The sequence below is a fragment of the Aerococcus sp. UMB1112A genome, assembly GCF_030230715.1.
Classification (GTDB): Bacteria; Bacillota; Bacilli; order Lactobacillales; family Aerococcaceae; genus Aerococcus.
In genome coordinates this window covers 32,882-59,565 of the sequence record NZ_JASPDS010000011.1, presented here as the reverse complement: position 1 = coordinate 59,565, position 26,684 = coordinate 32,882, and the positions used below count along the sequence as shown (strand labels likewise).

The following is a 26,684-nucleotide window of genomic DNA, read 5'->3' as shown; positions in this document are numbered from 1 at the left end:
TTTGAATTTGGTCCTTGAATTTTAGAGGGTCAAGAACGGCTTTCGTCGTTTTGTACTTTATCCGTAAGTCGCTAGCGCTCCAACGGCTAAAGCAGCATCGGTTCGAGCCAAGGTCTCTCACCTAGCGAGCTTCAAACGTCTAGTACGGCTGACGCCTACTATACGTAATTCACATCGCTTGCTTATTCATGGCTAAGGACCAACTTCAAAGCTCCACTCCTGCTCACAAATAAACTGTTATAACAACCATTTTTTAATTACAAGTGACCTATACTTGCTGACTATGCCCTTGACCTGGTCGATGAAATTGAAAATAAAGCCTTTAACCAAGAAAGAATTTCAGGCATTTCATAAATAAGACAGTAGCTCATTCAAAAAAAAGCCTCCGCCCAACTGCCAATCTTAAGAGATGCAGTGGGCGGAGGCTTTTTTTGTTTTTATTCGGATTTTTTAACTTGTGTTTCGCTTTGATAAGGATTATCCGGCAGGCCTTCCCAGGCGGCTTTGTGGATTTCTAGGGCGACTTGGGCGGGGATGGAGAGTTCCTGGATGTCTTCTGGGCTGGCGGCGCGGATATTCTTCAGGGTCTTGAAGTGGCGCATGACCTTGGTCCGTGTCTTGGGGCCGACGCCTTTGATGGCATCCAGGCGGGAGGTGAAGGAGTTCTTACTGTGGACATTGCGGTGGAAGCTTTTGGCATAGCGGTCGACCTCGGTTTGGATGCGTTGGATCAGGTGGAAGGCTTGGGACTTAGGATCCAGGTCCACAATTTCAGGGGGCTGGCCATAGATCAGGTGGGCCGTCCGGTGCTTGTCGTCCTTAACCATGCCGGCCACGGGGAGGTCCTCTAAGCCGAGTTCATTATCCAGGACATCGCGGGCAGCATTGACTTCAATAATGCCCCCATCCATGAGAATAATATTGGGCAGGGGTTGGCCTTCCTTGAGCAAGCGCGAATAGCGGCGGCGGATGACCTCTTGGCTGGAAGCATATTCGTCAGCACCTTCGAAGCTTTTGATCCGGTACTTCCGGTACTTCTTCTTGTTGGGCTTGCCATCTTCATAGCAGACCATCCCCGACACATTATCTGCCCCCTGGTGGTTGGAGTGGTCGAAGCTTTCAATGACCCGCAAGTAGGGCAGCTTGAGGGCCTGGCTGAGTTCTTCGACGGCCCCTGTTGTTTTTTGTTCGTTCATGGCTAGGAGGCGGAATTTTTGTTGGTGGGCGAGTTCGGCATTGGACTTGGCCAAGTCGAGCATCTTGCGCTTGTCTCCGCGCTGGGGGGTGGCCACGGAAATGTCTAGGGTTTCTTCTAATAAGCGGTTGTCCAGACCCTTGGGCACCAGGATTTCTTTGGGCAGGGTGTGGTTCTTATCTTGGTAGAACTGGACGATATAAGAAGTCAGTTCCTCTTCGGGTTCTGTGTAGCAGGGGAAGAGGGCCGAGTCCCGCTTGATAATGGAGAACTGGCGGAGCATGAAGGTTTGGATGCTGATCCAGCCCTTATCCATGTAGAAGGCGAAAACGTCTCGGTTGTTGTATTGCTTGCTCATGACATTCTGGGGTTCAACGGTCTGCTCGATGTAGTGGATTTGGTCTCGGTAGTCGGCGGCTCGCTCGTAGTGCATGTTTTCCGCTGCCTGGGCCATTTTCTTTTTCAGATCATTTTTAATCTTTTTGACATTGCCATTTAGGAAGCGGGTAATGTTTCTGATCTGCTTATCATAAGTTTCTTTACTGACAGGGTGGTCACAGCAGCCGATGCACTGGCCCAGGTGGTAGTAGAAGCAGGCCCGCTTTTCGTTTTTACCGCAGCGTCGCAAAGGATAGGTCTTCTGCAGGAGGTCGCGGGTGGCATTGGCGGCATTGACATTGGGATAGGGGCCGAAGTAGTGGCCGCCGTCATTTTCAACTACGGAACTGATGATTAATTGGGGGTCTTTTTCATTAGTGATCTTGAGATAGGGGTACATGGTGCCCTGCTTGAGCTTAATATTATAGTGGGGCTGGTATTTTTGGATTAGGTTAATCTCTAAGAGCAGGCTTTCCTTATCGGTGGTCGTGATGATAATTTCAAAATCATGGATTTCACTGACTAATTGAGCCGTCTTTCTGGTGTGAGAGCTCTTGAAATAGGAGCGAACCCGGTTTTTAAGATTTTTTGCCTTGCCAATATAGATAATATGGTTGTTGCGGTCCCGCATAATATAGCAGCCGGGATCGTTAGGCAGTAATTTTAATTTATTTTCAATTAATTCGCTCGCCATAAAAAGGCTCCTTTCTAGCTTGTTGAATTCAATTCTTTATTATAACACGTTGGTCTGGAAAGCGATAAGGAATTGACCCTTAAGTCCTTATCCTTTAAATTTTCTTTGGACTCAGTCAAAATTTCTCAAAGCTTGCTACATTATGATAAAATAGGAGTAAATGACTTGAAGAGCCCCGAGTGAACTGTCAAGGGGCAACAGAATGAGGAGGCCTTCATATGACTCAATCCCATTTCAAAAAATTGCTTTGGCGGGGAGGCTGTTTAGCGGCCCTCGCCCTCTACGGCTATGTCCAAAATTACCGCTTAAAACGCCAAGACTATCTCTTAGAGAGTCCGCGTTATGCGGGGGCCTTGGATGGTTTTACCATTGCCGTCCTATCTGATTTGAACTTCCCTAAGCACCGGGTAGACCTAAAAGATCTCTTGAAGCAGACCAAGGCTAGCCAGGTGGATATGATTGCGCTGACGGGGAATATCCTCAACCAAGAAGGAACGCTTAGCTTGACTGAGCTCGCAGCCTTTGCCCGTGAACTGACAACCCTTGCACCGACCTTTGCGGTTTATGGTCCTAACGAATTAAAACATCCCCAGGCACCCCAAATGGAGCGGCTCTTCCGCGAATATGGCGTCCAATTCTTGCACGACCAAGCCGTCGACTTGACCTATAAAGGCCAGGCTATTACCATCATGGGCCTTATGGAGAAGGGCAACCGCTCTTTCCTCAAAGGAGACGCCTTACGCCATGTGGACTTGACGCCTAAGCAGACCCAGCAGGTTAAGATTTTGTTGGCCAGCCATCCGGAAGCTTTTCTGCGCTACCATGAAGATCTCAGTAAGTCACCAGACCTGGTCCTCTCAGGCTTGGCTACTGGGGGCAGCATCCATTTAGGACCGCTGGGCGGTCTCTATGCACCAAGCCAGGGCTACCTGCCTAAGTATACGGAGGGTATCTTCCGCCTGCCCGGTAACCCTTACAAGTCTCTCTTGATTTCGCGGGGGATCGGTCGAGCCAGTCTGGGCGTCCGGGTGAACAATCGGCCTGAATTGGTCCGTGTCCAATTGACGGCCTCACGCGAGGATCAGCTCAAGGATTGGGCCCGAGATCTAGGGGAGAAGGCGGACCAGTCAGAACATAGCCAGCCTGGCCCAGATAGACAGGAAAACTTAAACGAAGGGATTACGGTTTATGATGACCGGCCTAGCCAACACTACAGCCAGCCTGACCATGTCCTCATCCAGAACCAGGGTGGAGACTATCTGTTAGAGCCTTTACCGGAAGAGAAAGTAGGGGCTGAGGACCTGCCCTTAGCAGTCGATCCCAGCCATCCTGCTAGTCCGATTCGGCCCCTGCCAGACCTTGAAGAAGACAATTAGCGAGGAGCAAGACTTGTGTGGAATAATTTATCAGAAGAAGTCCGTGACTTAGTGGAAGCAGCCGGCTTCCAAGCGCCTACCGAGGTGCAAAAGGCAGCCTGGGAGCCCATGCTTGCGGGAGAAAATTTTTATATGGTATCTCCTACTGGGACGGGTAAAACCCTGGCCTATCTCTTACCACTATTAGAGAAACTTGAGACCAATGGGCAAGTGCAAGCTGTGATTCTTGCCCCTTCCCAGGACCTTGCCGCCCAGATTGCGGACGTGGCTAGGCATTGGGCCAAGGCGAAGGGAATCAAAGTCCAGTCCTTAGTTGGCGGGGCAAATATTAAACGTCAAATTGAAAAATTAAAAGGAAAACCAGAGCTGGTGATTGGGACCGTTGGCCGCTTAAATGAACTGGCTCAGAGCCGCAAGCTCAAGCTCCACCAAGTGAAGCGCCTGGTCTTGGATGAGTGCGACCGCCTCTTTAGCCAGGAGCAAGCAGCAACGACCCAAGCCTTCATCGACCGGCTCCAACAATCGGTAAGTCTGGCTGCCTTTTCAGCAACGGCTAATGCGGAAGCTTGGGCCCAGTTCGAAGGATTGCGCGAAGAGGTTTTCTTCCTCGATTGCAGCCAGGCCTCCCAAGCGTTGACGGCTAAGCGTCAACACCTCTACTTGCAAGTATCCAGCCGTAAGCGGGATGATGCCCTGCGACGCTTGGCCCAGGTGGAGGGGATGCAGGCCTTGGTTTTTGTCCGAAGTATTGCCGAACTTGACCGGCTCAAGGAGAAGTTGACCTATCGCCAGGTGCCGGTGGCTGTTCTCCATAGTGAGATAACCAGCCAGGACCGGCAAAATGCCCTGCAAGGCTTCCGTCAGGGGCGCTATGTCTATCTCTTAACCACGGATGTGGCGGCACGGGGAATGGATATTCCAGATTTGCCCTATGTGATTCAGTATGACCAGGCAGAAGACCGGGCCACTTATACCCATCGCAGCGGACGGACTGGCCGGATGGGAGCTGAGGGGAGTGTTCTAAGCTTTGTGACTGATCGCAGCTTACGCGAGCTTAAGAAGCAGGTCCCCGACCAAGCCAAGCTGGAAGAAGTCTTTCTCAGCCAGGGGCAAGTCAGCAAAGAAGTCCCTGTCCACCGCGACCAAGGGACAAGCAAATCTAAGCGGGGCCAATCGCAAACACAGAAATCAAAAAACAAAAATAAAAAGCGCAAGCGCCAACAGAAGAATAAGGGCGCACGTCGCCAGAAGAAGTAAACTGGAGGGAACTATGGGAAAGAAATTTGCAATTATCCTAGCAGCAGGTAAGGGAACACGGATGAAGTCCAAGCTCTACAAGGTCTTGCACCCGGTCGCTGGTAAGTCCATGGTAGAACATGTGGTGGATAATATCAGCCAGGCAGGCTTTGATGAGAAGATTACCGTAGTTGGTCATGGGGCAGACCAGGTGAAGGAATGCCTCGGTGACCGGTCCCTCTACTGCTTACAAGAAGAACAATTGGGAACGGCTCATGCGGTCATGCAGGCAGAATCCCTATTAGCTGATAAAGAAGGCCTTACCTTGGTCGTAGCCGGGGACACTCCTTTAATCCGCGCTGAGACTTTTGAAGCGCTAGTTGACTACCATGAAGCGGAAGGCGCTAAGGCAACTATCCTCACAGCCCATGCCGATAATCCTTATGGCTATGGACGAATTCTCCGCCGAGCTGATGGGTCGGTAGACCGCAGTGTTGAAGAGAAGGATGCCACAGAGGAAGAACGCCAAGTCCAAGAAATTAACACAGGGACCTATGTTTTCGACAACCAATGGCTTTTCAAGATGCTCCATGAAGTGAACAATGACAATGCCCAGGGTGAGTATTATTTGCCAGATGTTCTCGAATTGCTCAAAGACCGGGGCCAGCATATTGCTGCCTACCAGATTTCCGATATGTCAGAGGCGCTAGGTGTTAATGACCGCCTGGCCTTGGCGGAAGCTAACCGTCTCTTCTTTAAACGACAAAATGAGCACTTTATGCGCCAAGGGGTCAGCTTCGTTGATCCGAGCACGGTCTATATTGAAGCAGGGGTATCGATAGCTAGCGACACCTTGATTGAAGCGAATGTTCAATTGAAGGGGCAAACGAGCATTGGTCACGATTGTGTGATCGGTAGCCAGACCTGTATTCGCGATAGCCAGATCGGTGATGGGGTTAAGATCCGGTCTTCAGAAATTGAAGAAGCTGAAGTTGGCTCAAATTCAGATATCGGACCTCATGCCCACCTCCGCCCCAAGGCTAAGCTGGCTAGCCGTGTTCACATTGGCAACTATGTTGAAGTGAAGAACGCGACCATCGGCCAAGGGACCAAGGTTGGCCACTTGACCTATATTGGTGATGCCGACCTGGGTGCTGATATTAATGTTAGCTGTGGCGTTATTTTCTGTAACTATGATGGAGTCAACAAGGCCCGGTCGGTGGTCGGTGACCATAGCTTTATTGGCTCCAATGTGAATATCGTAGCCCCCGTCCAAGTTGCTGCCAATACCTTCCTAGCAGCAGGGTCTACCATTACCGATGATGTGCCGGAAAAGAGCTTAGCCATTGCCCGGGCTCGGCAGTCTAATAAAGAAAACTATTGGGATAAGCTGGCAATTGGCAAAAAGAATCACTAGTTTGTAAAAAATATGTTAAGATATGTGTGTAGCAAATTTTAAATGACCAATAGTAGGAGGAATATCAGGAAATGTCTCAACATAAGCCGAATAATCTTAAGGTGTTTTCTCTCAATTCGAACCCAGAATTAGCTGAAAAGATCGCTAAAGCTATGGATACTGAACTAGGGGAATGTTCTGTTACCCACTTTAGCGACGGCGAAATCTATATCAGTATCGATGAATCAATTCGTGGGGATGATGTTTATATTGTTCAATCAACATCAGAACCTGTTAACGACCACCTCATGGAACTCTTAATTATGATTGATGCCTGCCGCCGGGCGAGTGCGGCGACGATTACAGTTGTCATTCCTTACTTCGGCTATGCCCGTCAAGACCGTAAAGCCAAACCGCGTGAACCCATCACAGCTAAGCTTGTTTCTAATATGATTGAAAAGACTGGTGCTGACCGAGTGGTAGCCCTTGACTTGCACGCTGCCCAAATCCAAGGTTTCTTCGATATTCCAGTGGACCACCTGCTTGGTTCTCCTCTTCTGGCTAACTACTTCATTGAAAACCCAGACTATAGCTTAGAAGATGTTGTGGTGGTTTCACCAGACCATGGTGGGGTGACCCGGGCACGTAAATTGGCAGAGTTCTTGAAGGCGCCAATTGCTATTATTGACAAACGTCGACCTAAAGCCAACGTGGCAGAAGTGATGAATATTGTCGGTAATGTTGAAGGCAAGCACGCTCTGATCATTGACGATATGATCGATACTGCAGGGACAATTACGGCAGCGGCTAAAGCCTTGGGCGAAGCAGGCGCTGTTTCGGTAGCGGTTTGCTGTACCCACCCTGTTCTTTCAGGTCCAGCAGTTGAACGTCTGGCTAAGTCCAACATCTCAGAAGTTGTAGTTACAGACTCCATTTACCTGCCAGAAGAAAAACGAATCGATAAGATCAAGCAAGTAACCGTTTCTGAACTGATTGCAGAAGCTATCCTCCGTATCCACGACAAGCGTTCGGTAAGTCCTTTATTTGTTGAAGAATTCAAGGGCATGGACAATGGACATAACGCCGACTAGAAGAAAAGAATTAAGGCTGGAACGAGTTTCCAGTCTTTTTTAGTGTTTAATTTTTTAGTATAGGCGATCATCTCATTCAGCTTTATCTGGAGCTTCGGACCAGGAGAGTCAAAAGGCTGAGCCAGTCTCTTGCTCGAACGGTTGACGGCAGGAGGGATTTATGCTTGAATACTTTTATCAGAAAGTGAGGAATGGATGAATGACGAATTTTATGATTGGCTTCAATGCGGTAATGCCTGTCCTGCTCTATATCTTGATCGGACAGCTGATCCACCGCATTGGTTGGATGTCCCGCAAGTCCCTTAGCGAGATGAATAAGGCACTCTTTGCCTTTTTCCTGCCCTTGAACTTATTTAACAATGTCTACCACATGGATCTGGATAAGAACTTTAATCCGCGGACCTTGGCCTTTGTGATTATCTATGCGATTGCAATTTTTATTGTCTATGCCCTGATTATTCCCATTTTTCAGAAACGTAATGACCGCCGGGGAGTGATGCTCCAAGGATCTATTCGTTCGAACGCCATTCTTTTCGGCTTACCCCTGGGGACAGCCCTGCTCGGCAAAGAAAACTTGGGCATGGTCAGTATCGCCCTAGCGATTATCGTGCCGGTGAATAATATCCTGTCGGTAATTGCCCTGTCCATTTATACGGATGAAGATTTCTCCTTCAAGGACTTGATGCACAAAATCATCAGCAATCCCATGGTGATCGCTACGGCTTCGGGGATTGTGGTAGCTGCCCTCGGTTTGCGCTTGCCCCAGTCTGTGGAAGTGGCTTTCGATAATCTGAGTGCTATGACCTCACCTTTGGCCCTCACCGTGATGGGCGGTCTCTTTAAATTTGATAAGATTAAAGATGCCGATTGGTCGCTCTACTTCACGGTGATCAATAAACTGTTGGTGAATCCAGCTATTGCTCTGAGCTTGGCTGTCCTCTTTGGCCTTCGTGATGATAATATTATCAGTGTCTTGATTGCGACCGCTGGACCGACCGCCGTTTCGTCCTATGCCCAAGCCGTGATGGCAGGGGGCGATGAAGATTTGGCCAATCAGATTGTCGTTTTCACCACTTGCTTTGCCATGTTTACCTTGGTCTTTTGGATCTGGCTTTTGAAGAGCCTAGCTCTCTTCTAAGAAGGTCAGTGTGACAAAAGTTCGATATAAAAACCGGTCATTTTAAAATCGGAGTGATCGCTAAGCAATATATTTGAAGTCAAAAAGCCGTCCCAGCTAGCGCATGAGCGTTAGCTGGGACGGCGATTTTTATGGACTTAGAGAGCTTATTTGTTTTCTAATTCAGCAAAGGCTGAATCAATGACTTCTTTCATTTGACCGGCAGACTTGTCCATTAAGTTTTGTTCGTGGTCGCTGAGTGGTAATTCGATGACGCTACGAACACCTTCACTGGTTAGGACAGCAGGGGCACCGATATAGATATCCTCTTGGTTGTACTCACCATCGAGGTAAACAGAGATAGGGAGAATTGCCCCTTCGTTGTTTAGGATAGCCTTCACGATCCGGGCTAGGGAAGCGGCGATACCGTAGAATGTTGCTCCCTTGTTTTCGATAATGTGGTAAGCTTTATCACGAACATCGTAATAGATTTCTGTCAAGCGTTCTTCATTGATTTCGGGGTGAACCTTAACCCAGTCTTCCATTGGGAGTCCCCCAATATTAGCGTGAGACCATACGGCAAATTCGCTGTCGCCGTGTTCCCCCATGATGAGAGCGTGGACACTACGGGAGTCCACATTGGTTAAAGCACCAATTTCTTGGCGGAAACGAGCGCTGTCGAGGGCAGTCCCTGAACCGATAACCCGGGAAGATGGGAAGCCAGAGAATTTCCATGTGGCATAGGTCAGGATGTCCACAGGGTTGGTGGCTACCAGGAAGATCCCGTCGAAACCACTAGCGACAACTTGATCAACCATGTCTTTGAAGATTACCAAGTTCTTGCTGACAAGGTCGAGACGAGTTTCACCTTCTTTTTGAGCCATGCCTGCGCAGAGAACCACGATGTCGGCATCTTTACAATCGCTATATTCAGCAGCAAAAATCTTTTTAGGGCTAGAATAAACTAGGGCGTCTTTTAAGTCTTCGACGTCACCAATCACACGTTTTTTATTAATATCAATGATTCCAAGTTCGTGGCCGATGCCTTGCAATACAGTGGAGAAAGCGAAGCTAGAGCCAACTGCACCATCACCAATTAAAATAATTTTATGTGTTTTATCTTTTGCCATCAATAAGACCTCTCATTTCTATTCTATCAATATGCTTATACTAGCAATTATAGTGATTAGCTAGGGGGATTTCAATGCTTTCCTAGAAATTGTGAAATGATAAACGAAGTTAGAAAAAAACAGCAAGCGTTATCATATGTGATTTAACAAAAAAGGAAAGAAATAAAAGGGGATGAAGTAAATACAAAAAATGTATTTGATAGATAATTGTGATTGTTTTTACAATTATGATAGATAAAGTTTAAGCCTTAAAAGATAGGCTTGGTACTAGCTTAACTGCAAGCTGAGAACTTGTTTGCGCTGGGGGTCTAAGGTACAATAAGTATGAGTAGAAGCTACTTGCGCTTCGCAATCAGAGCAGCAGTATAGGATGCTTAGTAGAGAAGGGCTCCGCCCTTAAATAAAGGAGTATGACGATGAAATTAGTAGCAGGTTTGGGGAATCCAGGCCCTAAATATGAACGATCCCGCCACAATATTGGTTTTATTACTTTGGATGAATGGGCTTACCAGCACCATCTGACCTTTGACCAGGAGAAATTCAAGGGCAAATATGTGGAATACCGTATCCAAGGGGAGAAGGTTTTCTTTGTCAAGCCACAGACTTTTATGAACCTATCGGGCGAGAGTTTAATTGGCTTTGTGAATTATTTCGATATTGAATTAGAGGACCTCCTAGTGGTCTATGATGATATGGATATGGATGTGGGTCGCTTGCGTATGCGGCGCAAGGGCAGTTCTGGTGGCCATAATGGGATGAAGAGTATTATCCAACACTTAGGGACTGACCAAGTCCAACGTTTGAAACTAGGCGTGGGGCGGCCGCAAGCAGGCGTGAGTGTGGTGAACCATGTCTTAGGGAGCTTCCCCAAAGAAGACCATACCGCCATGCTCGAGAGCACTCGCCAGGCGGTAGCAGCCATTGATTATTGGCTAGCCGGCCATTCTTTTGAAGAAACTATGACCAAGTATAACCATTAGAGAGCAGGTGTTTTCTTGCAATTAGATCAATATATGACTGAAGCGCTCGATACGGATGCCCGTCAAGCTCTGGCTGAAGGGCAGAGCGTTCTCTTTCTAGGCTTACAGGGTTTATCCAAGGCCTATATCGCCCAACTTGCCTACAAGCAGGCGATGGGTCAAAAATATTTAATTGTGACTAATAATTTACTTGAAGCTGAACGCTATTTGGATGATTTAGCCAATTTCATTCCCGAAGACCGGCTCTATCTCTTTAATAGCGCAGAGAGTGTGGCAGCCGACCTAGCTGTAGCCAGTCCAGAAGCCTTGGCTGACCGCTTGGCCGTGATGAAATTCTTAAGAGAAAGTGAAGAAGGGGGAATCATTCTTGCCCCGCTTTTTGCTTTGAAGAAGCGTCTGATGCCTGCTGAACTCTGGGATAGTCTGCATTTAGAATTAAGCTTGGGGGACGACTTGCCTGCCCCCCAACTAGCCAAGGACCTCCTAGCGCGGGGCTATAAGCGTCGGCCGATTGTCGCGAGTCCGGGTGAGATGAGTTTACGGGGAGATATTGTGGATTGCTTTCCTCTTGACCGGGACCAACCCGTCCGCTTCTCTCTGGCCTTTGATGAACTGGAACGGATTTCAAGCTTTGATCCAGACAATCAGAAAAGTCTGGAGGACCTAGACCAAGTCCAGATCATCCCAGCTGATGACTTCCTCTTTCAACCTGAACAAATGAAGGCCCAAGCGGACCGGCTCCAAGAAGCAGTCAAACAAGAAGTTGAGGGCATGGCGGATGCTGACCTAGTCCAAGAAATCAAGGAAAATATGGCAGAAGAAGTCAACTTATGGCGGACCGGGGAGAGTTCGGAACTGACCGCTTACTTTAGCCAATACCTCTATGAGAGTGAGGATAACTTGCTCAGTTACTTAGGGGACAAGAGTCTTCTAATAATTGATGACTATCCCCGCCTCCAAGAATCTGCTGTTAGTATTGACGAGAATGCAGCAGCCTTCCTCCAAGCTAAAACGGAGCAAGGCCAGCTCCCTCCGCAGATCACTTATTATACTTCTTTTAAGGAGAGTTTAGAGGCCTACAAGGGGCGGTGCTTGTACTTGGGGATCTTCCAGAGGGGCTATGGACAGATGAAGTTTGACTATCTCCATGAATTCCAAACCCGTCCGGTCGTTCAATTCTATGAGCAGATGGATGCCCTCAAGATGGAAATCCAGGCCTGGCAGAAGACCAAGCGTCAAGTGGTCATTGCCCTGTCGACCGCTGACCGCCGGCGCAAATTAGAGGAAATCCTCCAAGCTGAAGGCCTGGCGGTGGTGTCTTCGGACTTAGGCCAGCTCCAAGAAGATGCCGTGAACTTAGTTTTAGCTAATTTTACTGCTGGAATTGAGTTCGTCAACGAGCGTTTGGTCCTAGTGTCGGAGGCAGATATCTACCAGCAGGTCAAGAAGAAGAAACGCCCTAAAGCTAACAAGCAGCTCTCGAATGCGGAGCGCCTTAAGAACTACCAGCAATTAGAGGTGGGCGATTATGTCGTTCATATCAATCATGGGATTGGGCAATTCACAGGGATTGAGACCATTGAAGTGGCGGGTTCGCACCGGGACTATCTGACCATTGTCTATGCTGACCAGGCGGCTATCCATGTGCCTGTGGAGCAGATCGACTTGGTACAAAAATATGTCTCTAGTGAAGGCAAGACACCTAAGCTCAATAAGATGGGTGGCAGTGAATGGGCCAAGACCAAGCGTAAGGTGAGCGGGCAGATCGAGGATATTGCAGATGATCTGATCGAAATCTATGCCAACCGGGAAGCCCAGGAAGGCTATGCTTTCGGCCCAGATACCCCGGAACAAGCAGACTTTGAAGCTGCCTTTCCTTACAGTGAGACGGAAGACCAGTTGCGATCCATTGACGAGATTAAGACGGATATGGAGAAGTCCAAAGCTATGGACCGTTTACTCGTGGGAGATGTCGGCTTTGGGAAGACGGAAGTTGCCATGCGGGCTATTTTCAAGGCGCTAATGGAAGGAAAACAGGCTGCCTTCCTAGTACCTACTACCGTGCTGGCTCAGCAGCATTATGAAACGCTCCTGGAACGTTTCCAAGACTGGCCCTTTGAAATTGCCCTCTTGAGTCGTTTTAGGACTAAGGCCCAGCAGGATCAAACCATTGAGGGCCTCGCTTCTGGCAGGGTCAACCTAGTTGTTGGTACCCACCGGCTCTTGTCCAAGGATGTCAGTTTCCTAGATCTGGGCCTCCTCGTTGTTGATGAGGAACAGCGCTTCGGGGTCAAGGCCAAGGAACGACTCAAGCAGCTCAAGGCCAATGTAGATGTGCTGACCCTGACGGCGACACCGATTCCACGGACCCTCCATTTATCGATTCTAGGCGCCCGCGACCTGAGTGTGATTGAGACGCCACCAGCCAACCGCTATCCAGTTCAAACTTATATTCTCGAGCAGAATCCAGAAGCCATCCGCGAAGCCATTGAGCGCGAGCTCGGCCGGTCGGGTCAAGTTTTTTATCTCTTTAATAATGTGCAAAAAATCGAAGAGAAGGCCTTGGCTATCTCGGGTCTGGTGCCAGAAGCCCGGGTCGGGATTGCCCATGGTCAGATGTCGGTGAACCAGCTGGAAGAGGTCTTGATGGCCTTTATCGAGGGGGACTACGATGTCCTCGTGACGACCACGATTATTGAGACAGGCGTGGATATTCCTAATGTCAATACTCTCCTCGTTGAATCGGCTGACCGCATGGGGCTCTCAACCCTCTACCAATTGCGCGGCCGGGTAGGGCGGAGCAACCGGGTAGCCTATGCCTACTTCATGTACCAGCCGGACAAGATGCTCAGTGAAGTCTCTGAGAAACGCTTGGCAGCCTTGCGTGACTTCACTGACTTAGGTAGCGGGTTCAAGATTGCCATGCGAGACTTGGCTATCCGGGGCGCCGGTAATCTCTTAGGCAAGCAGCAGCACGGCTTCGTGAATTCGGTCGGTTTCGACCTCTATTCGCAAATGCTCAGCGAAGCGGTGGCTAAGAAGCGGGGTCAAGCGCCAAGCCAAGCTGAAGAGCCGGTCGAACTCGAGATGAATATCAATGCCTATATTCCTTCGACTTATATTGCTGACGAGAAGCAGAAGTTGGAAATTTATAAGCGGATCAACCTATTAGAAGATACGGAAGCCATGTGGGACCTGGACGAAGAATTGATGGACCGCTTTGGCGAACCCCCACTCGAAGTCCAACTCCTCTTGAATGTGGGCGCGCTTAAGGCCAATGCCAAGAAAGTTGGCATCAACCATATCCAGACTCGCAATAATGGGGTAGAGTTACACTTCCATGCCAGTCTGGACCAGCAGACGGCTGTACCTAAGATATTTGAGGCCTTGGATAAGATTCCTATGCGCCTACAAATGAAAGAAGATAAGGAAGGCCAACTTACCCTCTTCCTACAGATTGGAAAGTTAGAGCCAGTAGAATGGCTCGACTACTTGCTCCAATTTGTGAGTCAGCTCGCTGACCAGGTCGATAGCCCGTCCGATGAGGAGAGCTAGGAGGCTAAAATGAAAGACCCAAGGAAAAATATTGCCAAAGGAGCCTTCCTCTTGACCCTAGCCGGTATCATTGCCAAGATTTTGAGTGCGGTCTACCGGGTACCCTTCCAAAATATTGTGGGCGACGAGGGCTTCTATGTTTACCAGCAAGTCTATCCCATCTATGGGATAGGCATGACCTTTAGCCTGTCCGGTTTGCCTAATTTTATTGGCCGGCAGATTGCTTTCCAAGCCAAGCTGAGTCAGCGGCGTATCTTTGTCCAACGTTACAGTCTGATGATGCTGGTTTTTGCTGGCCTATGTTTTATCCTGACTTATTTTGGAGCTGGAATCTTGGCCCAGGCCATGGGGGACTCCCTCTTGACACCGGTCATCCGCTCGGTTAGTTTTATGTTCCTCTTTATGCCGGTGCTGATGATCTTGCGGGGAAGTTTCCAAGCCTACCAAGTGATGCTGCCCGTCGCTCTCTCCCAGATCATTGAACAAGTAGTCCGGGTAGGGGTGATCCTCTTAGCCGCCTTCCATTTTGTCAACCTGAGTGCTGGCGGAAGAAATTATTACCAAATGGGAGCCCAGGCCATGCAGGGGGCTTGGCTTGCGGCCCTGGCTGCTAGCCTTGTCCTAGTTTGGGCCTTGGCTCAGAGCCGGAGCTTGCGGCGTTTTATTACTTGGCCCAAGCCCCAGCAGCAGGCGGAAAAGATGCCCTACCATCTGCGCTGGTCATATCTTATTAAGGAATTTCTCAGCGAAGGCCTGCTCTTGTGCTGCTTCGCTTCGCTCTTGGTCTTCTTCCAATTGGTGGATTCATTCACCCTCTATGAGGCCCTAATAGGGAGCGGTTGGTCAGATTTAAGCGCCAAGTTGGCTAAGGGGGTCTATGATCGAGGCCAGCCCCTCGTTCAACTGGGCATGGTCCTTGCTGTTGCTTTCTCCAGTTCCTATTTACCGGCCCTGACCCGATCCTATATCCGTCGGCAAGAATCTGCCTTTATCCAGAATAGCCGTCTCTACCTCCGCCTGACCACTTTCGTTAGTCTTTTAGTGACGGCGGGCTTGGTGAGCATCATGCCCCAGCTTAACCACCTGCTCTTTAGCGATCGGGAAGGGTCTCTGGTTCTGGCCCAATATGTCCTGATGATTATCTTTGCCAGCCTGGTGACGGGTTTAGCCAATATCTACCAGGCCCAGGGGAGGAGCCTCTATGTTGCCTTTAGCTTTATCCTAGGTATTACGCTCAAGATGGTGGTCAACTCCCTCCTAGTAAGTTGGGCGGGCAGTCAAGGAGCCGTCTGGGCGAGCTTACTAGCCCTAGCTGCCATGCTGACCTTGCTCTATAGCCTCTTAAAGGCCAAGATTCGGTGCAAGCTAGGACTTGCTGATTTGCTGTTAAGGACCCTGCCTCTCTGCTTGCTCATGCTTAGCATCAATTATTTCGCCCTGACCAGCTTTGAAGCGGTCTTCGGGGCTAGCCGTTTCTTGGATAGCCTAGCTGTCTTTCTGGGTATGGGGCTGGGCCTTCTTCTAACAGCGGTCTACATGCACCAAGTGGCTGTTCTCAGTGAAGAGGAGCTTTTAAGCTTGCCTCTAGGTCGGGCTCTGTTAAAATGGATAAAAGTAAGAAAAACACAGTAAAGGAGTGCTCTTATGCGTTTAGACAAGTTTCTCAAAGTCTCCCGGGTGATTAAACGGCGGACGGTTGCTAAGGACATTGCCGACAAGGGGCGGATCCAAGTGAATGGGAATCCAGCTAAGTCGGGGACCAAACTCAAGATTGGGGATGAACTTACCATTGAGTTTGGTAATAAGACGCTGAAAATCCGTGTCGACGACCTCAAAGAATCAACCCGCAAAGCAGATGCGACCTCCATGTATACGATTCTGGAAGAAGACTTCAAGTCGCGCGACCTACCCGAATTTTATTAAAAAATAATAAAAATGGCGCTATACTTTCTGGCTTAAGATGGGTATACTGTATTAATAAGCTATCAGATGGAAGTTGTGCTATAATAGATGCTGATAGATAAGAGCTGGGAATTTAGGCGGCTTTTAATCCTAGGTGATGAAGGTAGGTGTCAGTGTGCGGCCTAAGAAACGAAATAAAAAAGTAACCCCCCTCTATGCAAAAAGCTCCTCAAAGAAACGTCCCCATCATTCTAAACAGTCTGCCCGCCAGTGGTTAGTGCGGGGGCTCTTAGTGATTATGGGAGTGATTTGCTTGACGAGTCTCTTCCAGATCCGGCGCACCCAGCAAGCGACTGCTTCGGTTAAGGAAGAAAAGAAGGCAGCGGAGGCTGCCTTGCTCAGTGAGGAGAATAATTTGGCTTACTTGAAGGACCAGGAGACTCTGCTTGAGAATGAAGACTATGTGGCTAAGCTAGCCCGCAGCCGCTTCTACTTAAGCAAGGACGATGAGATTATCTTTAGCCTGCCTGAAGATAATGATTCCAAGCGAGCTAAAGCCTTCAATAAAGCCTATCTTAAGGAACAAGAGAATGCACAAAATCAAAAACAATAAGTAAGAGCTGAAGGGAGAAAGAAATTAGTTCATGGCAATTGAAATCGGAAGCAAACTTACTGGCAAGGTCACAGGTATTACAAATTTTGGTGCCTTTGTTGACCTTGGAGACGGTAAGAGCGGATTAGTACATATTTCTGAAATTTCAAATGAATATGTCAAAAATATTAATGACTTTTTAAGTGTAGGGGATGAGGTGAAAGTCCTCGTTACCAATATTGATCAATCAGGTAAGATTGCCTTGTCAATGCGGAAGGCGGAAGATTCTGCCCCAGCAAAAGCTCCTAAGGCAGCGCGTGACAACAAGCCACGCCGGTCCAAACCCGCCCCTAATTTTAAGCGGCAACAAAGTTCGCGGAGTTCGGATTTCGATACCATGATGAGTAATTTCTTGAAAGACAGTGATGACCGCTTAGCATCACTGAAGAAGAATACAGAAGGCAAGCGCGGTGGCCGTGGGGGTCGTCGCAGCTAGCAAGTGATGGAGAAGAGGCCTAGGAAGTAATTTCAAGCCTCTTTTTTCGTCGTTAAAGCAGGAGGTTGTGATGTTATTTAAAGAATTGGTTGAGCAAGTGGAAGCGTTTTTTAGACGGGAGGCGGCGGAAGTCTTTGAAGAGGGCGTGCCCTTATTGCTGGCTGTTTCTTATGGGGTGGACTCCATGGTTTTGCTGCGGGTGGTTGAGTATTTAGGAGAAATAAGGGGATTGAAATTTGCGGTGGCTCATATTAACCACCTCTTGCGTCCTGAGTCAGATGCTGAGCAGGAAGCGCTAGTGACCTACTGCCAGGACCGGGATATTCCAATCTATGTTCGCATCTGGGCCCATCCAGATTTTGGTCAAGCTTCTTATGAAGAGGCGGCCCGGCACTTTCGCTATGCCAATTTTGGCCAAATTTTGGAGCAAAAGGGCTGGTCCTATTTGCTGACTGCCCACCATATGAATGACCAGGCGGAGACGGTACTCATGCGGCTCATCCAAGGCAGTCAGCTCCAAGCCCTAGCAGGAATGCGGCCAGTCAGCGTGCTATATAGCTATCCTAAGGCTCAAGTCCTCCGCCCCTTCTTGGATGTTCCTAAGGCAGATCTCTATGCCATCGCCCAGGAAGAGGGGATTCCTTATGCGGAAGACGCGTCTAACCAAGAGCGAGCGGCTCTGAGAAACCGCCTGCGCTTAGACTATTTGCCCGCCTTAGAGGAGCTCAATCCTAATGTCCAGGACCAGCTAGCTACTTTTGCTAAGGACCTGGGAGCGGGTTGGCAATTGATGGAAGAGGCCCTAGAAGCGAAGACAAGGGGCCTCATGACAGGGGCAGAGGACCACTGGCAGTTAGCTATCGACCAGCTTGAGCGCTTGCCTAGGAACCAGCGTCTTTTGGCCTTGCAGTACGCTTTTCAAGGAAGTCGGGTGGAAGCCTTGGCTACTTTCCCGCGCCAGGGCCTAGAGAAGTTGCTGGACTTTTTATTAGAAGGCAAGGCTCAGGGTCTGTGGAGCTTACCTGCTGGCTACCAATTAGCTAAGGTCTACCGGCGAGCTTACATCTACCCTGCTGGCCAAGAAAAGCCCAGTCCTAGTCCCAGCCTGACTTATCCGCTAAAGATCGGCCAGTCTTTAACTTTGGAAGATGGAAGTCAAATCAGTCTAAAAGTACAAAATTACGGCTACGGCTTCCTCCCTCGATCAGCTAGCCCTGACTCGCTCCAAGTGCGCCACCGTCAGGCTGGAGATTATCTGCTTTTGAGCCAAGGCCAGCATAAGAAAATTCGGCGCTGGTTTATTGATCAAAAACTTCCTCAAGCGGACCGCGACCGGGCCTGGCTGGTCGCTTTAGTCGACCAACATATCCTAGCCATCTTCTTAGATGGCAACTTTCTCTACCTGGAACGGCACGAGAACAGCCCCTTCCATTTGTTTCTTGAAAAATAAGCATTAAATTTTATATAATTAAGCGGCAATTGGTTTTAAATTATTAAAGTTATGATAGAATGAAGGAGTTCAGAATATTTGCTGATTCTGTAATTATTTTGTTAGAATAGAAAGCGTGTGGAGGATTATTAAAGCTATGACACATCCTAATGATGATATCCAAGAAGTGCTGCTGTCTCAGGAAGAAATTGCCGAGACAGTTGATCGCTTAGGGCAAGAACTAACTGAGGACTACCGGGGCAAGAATCCCCTTGTAATTGGTATCCTCAAGGGTTCTGTCGTATTTATGACGGACCTGGTACGCCGTATGGACTGTCCTTTAGAGATGGACTTTATGTCTGTTTCCAGCTACGGCTCAGGGACGGAATCCTCCGGTCAGGTTAAGATACTCAAAGACCTAGACCAAAGCGTTGAAGGACGTCACATCTTAATTGTCGAAGATATTATCGATACAGGACGCACCCTCAAGAAGGTCTGTGAACTGATGGCCCACCGCAAGGCAGCCTCCGTTAAGGTCTGCGCCTTGCTGAACAAGCCTGAGCGCCGGGTGGTGGACATGACTTGCGACTATACTGGCCGTGATGTTCCAGATGAATTCGTAGTCGGCTATGGCCTCGACTATAATGAGACGTACCGCGCCTTACCCTATATAGGTATCCTTAAGGCTGAGGTTTACAGTTAATCAGCATAACTATCAGATCAAAATTAAGCAGATAGGAGAAACTACATGCAGAGAAAAGGACCAAATAAGAGTTTTCTGACAAGTGGTCTTCTTTGGATTATTATCTTCTTCGCCCTAATTGGCTTGGTCAATTATATTGCAGGTGGTGGAGATGATGGATCAACCGAAGAAATCACGCAAACGGAATTTATGCAGGAATTATCGGATGAAAATCTGCAAAATATCGCCATTCAACCGCAAGCTGGAGCCTATCAGATAACTGGGGACTATCGGGCCTCGCGGGACAAGCAAGAGAGCCAGAGTGAAAACAACCTGCCTATTTTTAATAATGCTAAAACAGGCCAGGCTAAGAAGTTCTTCACGCGTGTCCTCCCCAACAATGACACCCTAGCTAAGATTAGCCAGACAGCTGAAGAGACCGATACCTCGCTCAAGGCCCTCAAGGAAGATAGCTCCGGGGTCTGGGTTAACCTCCTCTTCAGCGCCCTGCCATTAGTTATCTTTATTGGCTTTATGTACTTTATGACCCAGCGTGCCCAAGGCGGTGGCCGGGGTAACCCTATGTCTATGGGCAAGTCCAACGCCAAGGACCAATCCCAACAGTCTAAGGTACGCTTTGCCGATGTAGCTGGAGCCGATGAGGAAAAGCAAGAACTTGTTGAAGTGGTTGAATTCCTCAAGGACCCTCGCAAGTACCACCAATTAGGGGCACGGATTCCTAAAGGCGTCCTCCTCGAAGGCCCTCCAGGAACTGGGAAGACCTTGCTGGCTAAGGCAGTCGCCGGAGAAGCCCAGGTACCTTTCTACTCGATTTCAGGGTCTGAATTCGTTGAGATGTTTGTTGGGGTCGGTGCCAGCCGGGTCCGCGACCTCTTCGATACCGCCAAGAAGAATTCACCGGCTATTATCTTCATCGATGAAATTGATGCGGTCGGGCGTAAGCGGGGTTCTGGTATGGGCGGCGGCCACGATGAACGGGAACAAACTCTCAACCAATTGCTGGTTGAATTAGACGGTTTTACTGAGCAAGATAATGTGATCGTCATTGCGGCAACCAACCGTTCCGATGTCCTCGACCCAGCCTTGCTGCGTCCAGGTCGTTTTGACCGTCAAATCTTAGTTGGTCGCCCTGACGTCAAAGGCCGGGAAGCCATCCTCAAGGTCCATGCCCGCAATAAGAAGTTAGGGCCTGATGTGGATCTTAAGGTTTTAGCTCGTCAAACGCCAGGCTTTACCGGGGCAGAACTTGAGAATGTCCTGAATGAAGCGGCACTCTTAGCAGCCCGCTTGGACAAGGCAGCCATTGATATGGTGGATGTGGATGAAGCCCAAGACCGGGTGATTGCTGGGCCAGCTAAGCCAGACCGTCAAGTGAACGAGAAAGAAAGACGGGTGACGGCCTTCCACGAAGCGGGCCACACCGTCTGCGGTCTGGTCCTCAATGAAGCCCGAATTGTCCATAAGGTGACCATCGTTCCCCGGGGCAAGGCTGGGGGTTATGCTATTATGCTGCCACGCGAAGACCAGAACATGTACAATGCTAAGGATCTGCGCGAACAGATTGTTGGTTTACTCGGGGGTCGGGCAGCTGAAGAAGTCTTCTTCAATACCCAAACCTCTGGGGCTTCCAACGACTTTGAACAAGCCACCTCACTAGGACGCAGTATGATCACCGAATATGGGATGAGCCAAAGCTTGGGCCCTATCTCTTATGAAGGGAACCACAGCATGCGTGGGGCACAAAGTTATGGCGAGAAGACCTACTCTGCTCAAACGGCAGCCAAGATTGACCAAGAGCTCCTCCAATTGATGGAAGACTGCTTGACTGAGGCTAAACAAATTCTCAGCGACCACCGTGAACAAGTGACGATTATCGCTGAAAAACTCTTGGAACTTGAAACCTTGGATGCCCGCACCATCAAGAGTCTCTTTGAAACGGGTGAAATGCCGGCTGAAACTGTAACAGAAGTCGAAGAAGAAGCCCGCCCTAAGACTTATGATGAAGTCAAAGAGAAGATGCAGCGTGAGGGTCAGAAGAAACAGGAAGAATCTAAAGAACAGTTAGAAGAACGCCAAGGTCTAGACGCTTCTGAATCTGATTCAGAAGACCAAGAACCTGGTCGGCGAAATGAACATATACAAGAAGAAATTGCTCAACGCCGGCAGGACGAAAAGGATGAGGACTAAGGCTCATCACTGGCTTGAAGATTAAGCAGGGAGCGCTTCGGCACCCTGCTTTTCTGCTTTTTAATTTACTTATATATTTGAATAGTATTAGGGAGCATTCGTTCCGCTTTTGAATTTGGTCCTTAAAAAGTCACGGCACCGGTTCGGGCCAAGGTCCCTCACCTAGCGAGCTTCAAAGGGCTAGTACGGCTAGCGCCTACTATCCCTAATTCACATCGCTTGCTTAGTCGTGACTAAGGACCAACTTCAACGCTCCACTCCTGCTCAAAACAAGCTGATATATGATTAATTCTTTAATTAATAACTAGTCTTCAACATTAATAAGTAGAGAATGTTTAATCACAAAACTCAGCCGAGGATAGGGGCTTGGGATAGTTTTTGAAGCAAATTATTTGGCAAGGCCAAGAAAACAACGTAATCTGTAAGAAAAGATAAAAAAGGACGTGAAGAAGTGACAGATCAATTAGTTAAAGCCACAGCCTTCGACGGGCAGATCCGTGTACGTGCAGTAGATGCTAGTCAGGTGGTTGCTAGCGCTCAAGAAAAACACGATTCTTGGAGCGCTTCTAGTGCAGCTCTGGGACGAACCCTTGCAGGAACCCTTCTCCTAGCTGCGGATATTAAAGACGATGCCAAGATGACGGTACAAATCGCTGGGAATGGACCAGCGGGTAAGATTGTTGTGTCTGCAGATGGCCAAGGCCATGTTAAGGGTTATATTGACCAGCCCCATGTCAGCCTGGATTCCAATGCCCAAGGCAAGATTGATGTCCGCGGGGCCGTTGGAACAGAAGGGACTTTCTCAGTTATCAAGGACCTCGGTTTGAAGGAGCCCTTCCAGGGTCAAGTGCCCCTGGTATCAGGTGAGATTGCAGAAGACTTCACCTATTATTTAACCGTTTCTGAACAGGTGCCTTCTGCTGTTGGACTGGGCGTTCTTGTGAACCCAGATGAGTCGATTGCTTGTGCGGGTGGTTGGGTGATCCAAGTCTTGCCAGGTTGCTCCGAAGAAGTTATCGATCAGCTTGAGGCAAGTATCGCTGACATGCCCCAAGTGACAGACTTGCTCAGCCAGGGCTTGACGCCAGAAGAGATGATTTATCGCTTGCTAGGTCAAGACCAGGTCAAGATCTTGAGTCAGGAAGAAGTCAGCTTTAAGTGTGACTGTTCCAAGGAACGTTTCGCACAAGGCCTAGCTGCTATCGGAAGCCAAGAATTAGAAACGATTATTGAAGAAGATGGCGGGGCAGAAACTGTCTGCCATTTCTGCAATAAGACCTATCAATTTACAGCAGAGGAATTGAGAGAGATTGCGGCACAGGCAAGTGCCTAGAAGTGGAGGAAAGCATGCCAGCTGTAGAGAGCGATTTAAGTCAACTGATTACAGGGACTCCCCTGGTGAAATTGCAACGGTCAACTCCCTACCGTGCAGCGGATGTCTATGTCAAACTCGAAAACCGTAATTTGACAGGTAGTGGGCGCGACCGGGCAGCCTTAAACATGCTGGAGGTTAAGGAGGCAGAAGGCGCCTTTGCTGAGAAGCGAGCCTTTGTAGGGATCGACGACGGTTATTTCGGCCTCAGCCTGGCTAGCCTAGCTGCCATCCGGGGCTTCGATGCGGTCATCTTTCGCAGCCAGGCTTGGCAGCCAGCAGTGACGGAAAAAATCCAAGACGTAGGTGCCCACTTAGAAATGCTGGATGACCAGCTGACTTTTACGGAACAGATCGAGGCAGCTAGGACCTATGCCCTGGCCCATGACCTGCCCTTCCTAGATCCCTTCTCTGACCTAGCAAATCCAAGCATCCATGCAGTAACGACAGGCCCTGAGATTATTGAATCCCTGGGCCGGGTGCCGGATGCCTTTGTGGCGGGAGTTGGAACAGGTGGCACCCTGACTGGAGTCGCCCAGGCTCTCCGTGAACAGAAGGAAGAGGTCGGCATCTACGCCGTGGAGCCCGCCCAAGCTGCTGTCCTTTCAGGAGAAAGTGCCGGACACCACCACTTATCAGGCATCGGCTACGGTTTCATCCCAACCAGCCTGGACCGGGCTTGCTTCGACCAGGCTATTGTAGTGGATGAGACGAAGGCTTTACATTGCCAGCGTGCTTTAGCCATTAACGAGGGTCTGATCGTAGACTCTGGGAGTGGGGCCGCCGTTGCCGGAGCAATCGCCCTGGCTGAGCGTTTAGGCCAGGACCGGCAAGTGGTGGTTAGCGTGACTGCTAGCTATGACGCCCTATAAAAATAAAAACAAGTAGAAGCTGGGGCATCCCGGCTTCTTTGTACGAAAGAACGAATCAAGGAAAAAGGTGACTGAATGATAAAAATAGGAAATATTGATATTGCCAATCCTATCGCCGTTGCTCCCATGGCTGGCATCTCCAATGCGGCTTTCCGGGTAATGGTCAAGGAGATGGGCGCGGGGCTGGTAGTCTGCGAGATGATCTCCGACCAAGGGATCCACTACCGCAATAAGAAGACCCTGTCCATGCTCCATATTAAAGAGAGCGAATGGCCGCTCTCTGTTCAGATCTTCGGTGGGGCTGAAGAGTCTCTGGCTGAGGGCGCCCGCTTCGTCCAAGATAATACCAAGGCAGCGATCATCGACATCAACATGGGTTGCCCCGTCAATAAGGTTGTGAAGACCGATGCAGGCGCCCGCTGCCTCTTGGATCCAGAAGAAGTCCATGGCCGGGTTAAAGTAGTCGTGGATGCAGTGGACCTGCCTGTTTCAGTCAAGATGCGGACGGGCTGGGACGCTGACCATATCCTAGCCAAGGAGAATGCCCGAGCCGCCCAGGAAGCAGGCGTCTCTATGATTGCCATGCACGGACGGACCCGCGAGCAGATGTACCGCGGCCATGCTGACTGGGATATCATTGCTGAAGTGGCCCAGGAATTGACCGTACCCTTCTACGGCAATGGCGATATCCGGACCCCTGAAGAAGCCAAGGCGGCCCTAGATAATTATGGCGTCGATGGCGTCATGGTCGGTCGGGCCTGCCTGGGCGATCCTTTCATCATCCAACGCATGGTCCACTACCTAGAGACCGGCGAACTCCTGCCAGAGAAGAAGGGATCTGAACGGATCGATGAAGCCCTGGACCACTTGCGACGCCTAGTTGACCTCAAGGGAGAAGTCATCGGTGTCAAAGAATTCCGTGGTCTGGTGAGCTACTATCTCAAAGGGATTTCCCGGGCCTCCAAGGTGAAACTGGCCTGTACCCAAGCGGATACTTACGATGAAGTTGTGGGTCTGCTCAGCCAGTTCCAAGAACAAGTCTTAGAACGCGAAGCAAAAGAAGGGCGTTAGGTCCAAATAGACCTTGCAATTTCGACTAGAAATTGGCAAGATAGTAGGAGATAATAGAATTAGCGATAAAAGTATGGGAGTGAGAAGTTTGACCAAGGAAAATGTCAACCAAACAGCAGAATCAAGCACTGATCAATTGCAGGTTCGCCGTGATAAAGTTGATGAATTAAGAGAGCATGGGATTAACCCCTTTGCTTCAGGCTATCAACGGGAAAACACAGCGGGTGAATTGCACGACGGCTATGAGAGCTTCGACAAGGAAGAACTTGCTGAGAAAGATTTAGATGTGGCCATTGCCGGGCGTTTGATGACCAAGCGCGGTAAAGGGAAAGTTGGCTTCGGCCATGTCCAAGACATGAGCGGCCAAATCCAAATCTATGTCCGTAAAGACGAAATTGGTGAAGAAGCCTACAATACGATTTGGAAGAAATCTGACCTGGGGGATATCCTAGGCATCCGCGGAAAATTGATGCGGACCAATACTGGGGAATTATCCGTCCAAGCCAAGGAATTGATCCACCTGACCAAGGCCCTCCGTCCCCTACCGGACAAGTACCATGGCTTACAAGACAAGGAACAGATCTACCGTCAACGCCACCTGGATTTAATTACCAATTCTGAAAGCATGGACCGCTTTGTCAAACGGTCTAAGATTGTGCGTGAAGTTCGCCGCTTCCTAGATGACCAAGGCTACCTGGAAGTAGAAACACCAACCCTCCATAACTTAGCCGGGGGAGCGAGTGCACGTCCTTTCATCACTCACCACAATGCCTTAGATATTGACCTCTACCTCCGTATTGCGCTAGAACTTCACCTCAAACGCTTGGTCGTAGGGGGCTTTGAGAAGGTCTATGAAGTGGGCCGGGTCTTCCGAAATGAAGGGATCGACCACACCCACAACCCAGAATTTACCCTCTTGGAAGTCTATACCGCCTTCAGCGACATGGCTGGCGTGATGGACTTAGTTGAAGGTCTCTACCAACACGTAGCTCAAGAAGTTCTGGGGACCACCAAGGTAACTTATGGCGACCACGAACTAGAATTCGGCGGCAAATGGGCCCGCATCCACATGGTAGATGCTATTAAGGAAGCTTGCGGGGTGGACTTCTGGCAAGAAATGTCCGACCAAGAAGCCCGCGACCTGGCCAAAGAGCATGGGGTTCCCGTGGAAGATAATCACACGGTGGGCCACGTCATCAATGAATTCTTCGAACACTTTGTTGAAGATAGCTTGATCCAACCAACCTTTGTCTACGGCCATCCGAAGGCTATCTCCCCATTGGCTCGGACCAATGAAGAGGATCCGCGCTTCACCGACCGCTTCGAAGCCTTCATCGCAGGAGCAGAAGCTGGGAATGCCTTTACTGAGTTAACCGATCCAATCGACCAGCGCGAACGCTTCGCTGCCCAAGCGGCTGAGAAGGAAGCGGGCAACGATGAAGCCCATCCTTATGATGAAGACTTTATCGAAGCTCTAGAAAGCGGGATGCCACCAACAGGGGGACTGGGTATCGGGATCGACCGGATGGTAATGATCATGACCAATGCCTCATCCATCCGCGACGTCTTGCTCTTCCCAACCATGCGGAATAAATAATTGATAGTAAAGAAAAAGACCAGCACGCCTTTTGCGTGGCTGGTCTTTTTTGCTTGGGAAGATGGTGTGTGGAGAGCAGCTCTTTCAAAGCTGTTTCACTGTTTTTCAAAAGAAAAGTGAATGAAAAACTTATCATAGACAAATTAAAATGCATTATATATAATATGACTATAATAGAGTAAGGAGGTTATTATATCTTTATATTATGCCAACAACTAGTTACCTTCTTTGCTATTTTGGTCATTAGTCAAAATAAACTAAGTGTCCAACGATCAATTTATGGTCTCGCAGTTATTATTGCAGCAATTTTTTTAT

Annotated in this window: 20 protein-coding genes; 18 read left to right on the top strand and 2 right to left on the bottom strand. The window is 49.2% G+C overall.

Features of this window, described 5'->3' with window-relative positions; all coding sequences use genetic code 11:
• Positions 1-437: 437 nt before the first annotated feature.
• Complete coding sequence (gene uvrC / locus QP860_RS07325; RefSeq protein WP_284912447.1) at positions 438-2,267, bottom strand: excinuclease ABC subunit UvrC; 1,830 nt, start codon at positions 2,265-2,267, stop codon at positions 438-440.
• A 218-nt stretch (positions 2,268-2,485) separates the two neighbouring features.
• Between uvrC and QP860_RS07320 the strand changes: the two genes are divergently transcribed.
• The 5 genes from QP860_RS07320 (at position 2,486) to QP860_RS07300 (ending at position 8,504) form a co-directional block, all read left to right on the top strand.
• Complete coding sequence (locus QP860_RS07320) at positions 2,486-3,643, top strand: metallophosphoesterase (RefSeq protein ID WP_284912446.1); 1,158 nt, start codon at positions 2,486-2,488, stop codon at positions 3,641-3,643.
• 15 nt (positions 3,644-3,658) lie between these two features.
• Positions 3,659-4,900, top strand: coding sequence for a DEAD/DEAH box helicase (locus QP860_RS07315; protein ID WP_284912445.1), 1,242 nt, complete (start codon positions 3,659-3,661; stop codon positions 4,898-4,900).
• Positions 4,901-4,913: 13 nt separating this feature from the next.
• On the top strand, positions 4,914-6,296 hold the full coding sequence (glmU, locus tag QP860_RS07310; RefSeq protein WP_284912444.1) for a bifunctional UDP-N-acetylglucosamine diphosphorylase/glucosamine-1-phosphate N-acetyltransferase GlmU: 1,383 nt from the start codon (positions 4,914-4,916) through the stop codon (positions 6,294-6,296).
• Positions 6,297-6,367: 71 nt separating this feature from the next.
• Positions 6,368-7,366 carry a ribose-phosphate diphosphokinase gene (locus QP860_RS07305; RefSeq protein WP_070618477.1) on the top strand — a complete coding sequence of 333 codons (999 nt, stop codon included), beginning with the start codon at positions 6,368-6,370 and terminating at the stop codon, positions 7,364-7,366.
• Positions 7,367-7,565: 199 nt separating this feature from the next.
• Entirely contained in the window at positions 7,566-8,504 is a 939-nt protein-coding gene (locus QP860_RS07300) for an AEC family transporter (protein WP_284912443.1), read from the top strand.
• A 146-nt stretch (positions 8,505-8,650) separates the two neighbouring features.
• Here the strand turns inward: QP860_RS07300 and QP860_RS07295 are convergent, their stop codons facing one another.
• Positions 8,651-9,613, bottom strand: coding sequence for an L-lactate dehydrogenase (locus tag QP860_RS07295; RefSeq protein WP_070618483.1), 963 nt, complete (start codon positions 9,611-9,613; stop codon positions 8,651-8,653).
• Positions 9,614-10,029: 416 nt separating this feature from the next.
• Between QP860_RS07295 and pth the strand changes: the two genes are divergently transcribed.
• The 13 genes from pth to lysS all read left to right on the top strand — a co-directional run bounded on the left by pth (position 10,030) and on the right by lysS (position 26,369).
• Positions 10,030-10,593 (top strand): aminoacyl-tRNA hydrolase, encoded by a 564-nt coding sequence (gene pth / locus QP860_RS07290; protein WP_070618486.1) that lies wholly within the window; start codon positions 10,030-10,032, stop codon positions 10,591-10,593.
• Between the two features lie 33 nt (positions 10,594-10,626).
• A complete protein-coding gene (mfd, locus tag QP860_RS07285) occupies positions 10,627-14,148 on the top strand; it encodes a transcription-repair coupling factor (RefSeq protein ID WP_502869812.1) in 3,522 nt (1,173 codons plus the stop codon).
• Positions 14,149-14,157: 9 nt separating this feature from the next.
• On the top strand, positions 14,158-15,780 hold the full coding sequence (locus tag QP860_RS07280; RefSeq protein WP_284912441.1) for a polysaccharide biosynthesis protein: 1,623 nt from the start codon (positions 14,158-14,160) through the stop codon (positions 15,778-15,780).
• Between the two features lie 12 nt (positions 15,781-15,792).
• The gene (locus QP860_RS07275) at positions 15,793-16,071 is read left to right on the top strand and encodes an RNA-binding S4 domain-containing protein (RefSeq protein WP_070618492.1); all 279 of its coding nucleotides are present in this window, start codon (positions 15,793-15,795) and stop codon (positions 16,069-16,071) included.
• Positions 16,072-16,207: 136 nt separating this feature from the next.
• Entirely contained in the window at positions 16,208-16,663 is a 456-nt protein-coding gene (locus tag QP860_RS07270) for an FtsB family cell division protein (RefSeq protein ID WP_284912458.1), read from the top strand.
• A 31-nt stretch (positions 16,664-16,694) separates the two neighbouring features.
• Positions 16,695-17,138: a S1 domain-containing RNA-binding protein gene (locus tag QP860_RS07265; protein ID WP_067973116.1), complete on the top strand. Its 444-nt coding sequence runs from the start codon at positions 16,695-16,697 to the stop codon at positions 17,136-17,138.
• A gap of 70 nt (positions 17,139-17,208) precedes the next feature.
• Positions 17,209-18,588 (top strand): tRNA lysidine(34) synthetase TilS, encoded by a 1,380-nt coding sequence (gene tilS / locus QP860_RS07260; protein ID WP_284912440.1) that lies wholly within the window; start codon positions 17,209-17,211, stop codon positions 18,586-18,588.
• Between the two features lie 136 nt (positions 18,589-18,724).
• Positions 18,725-19,270 (top strand): hypoxanthine phosphoribosyltransferase, encoded by a 546-nt coding sequence (hpt, locus tag QP860_RS07255; RefSeq protein ID WP_070618498.1) that lies wholly within the window; start codon positions 18,725-18,727, stop codon positions 19,268-19,270.
• Between the two features lie 45 nt (positions 19,271-19,315).
• Positions 19,316-21,457 carry an ATP-dependent zinc metalloprotease FtsH gene (gene ftsH / locus QP860_RS07250; protein ID WP_284912439.1) on the top strand — a complete coding sequence of 714 codons (2,142 nt, stop codon included), beginning with the start codon at positions 19,316-19,318 and terminating at the stop codon, positions 21,455-21,457.
• A 451-nt stretch (positions 21,458-21,908) separates the two neighbouring features.
• Positions 21,909-22,790 carry an Hsp33 family molecular chaperone HslO gene (hslO, locus tag QP860_RS07245; RefSeq protein ID WP_070618502.1) on the top strand — a complete coding sequence of 294 codons (882 nt, stop codon included), beginning with the start codon at positions 21,909-21,911 and terminating at the stop codon, positions 22,788-22,790.
• 14 nt (positions 22,791-22,804) lie between these two features.
• On the top strand, positions 22,805-23,701 hold the full coding sequence (locus QP860_RS07240) for a pyridoxal-phosphate dependent enzyme (protein ID WP_284912438.1): 897 nt from the start codon (positions 22,805-22,807) through the stop codon (positions 23,699-23,701).
• A gap of 75 nt (positions 23,702-23,776) precedes the next feature.
• Entirely contained in the window at positions 23,777-24,772 is a 996-nt protein-coding gene (dusB, locus tag QP860_RS07235) for a tRNA dihydrouridine synthase DusB (protein WP_284912437.1), read from the top strand.
• A gap of 88 nt (positions 24,773-24,860) precedes the next feature.
• Positions 24,861-26,369: a lysine--tRNA ligase gene (lysS, locus tag QP860_RS07230; protein ID WP_070618595.1), complete on the top strand. Its 1,509-nt coding sequence runs from the start codon at positions 24,861-24,863 to the stop codon at positions 26,367-26,369.
• Positions 26,370-26,684 lie beyond the last annotated feature (315 nt).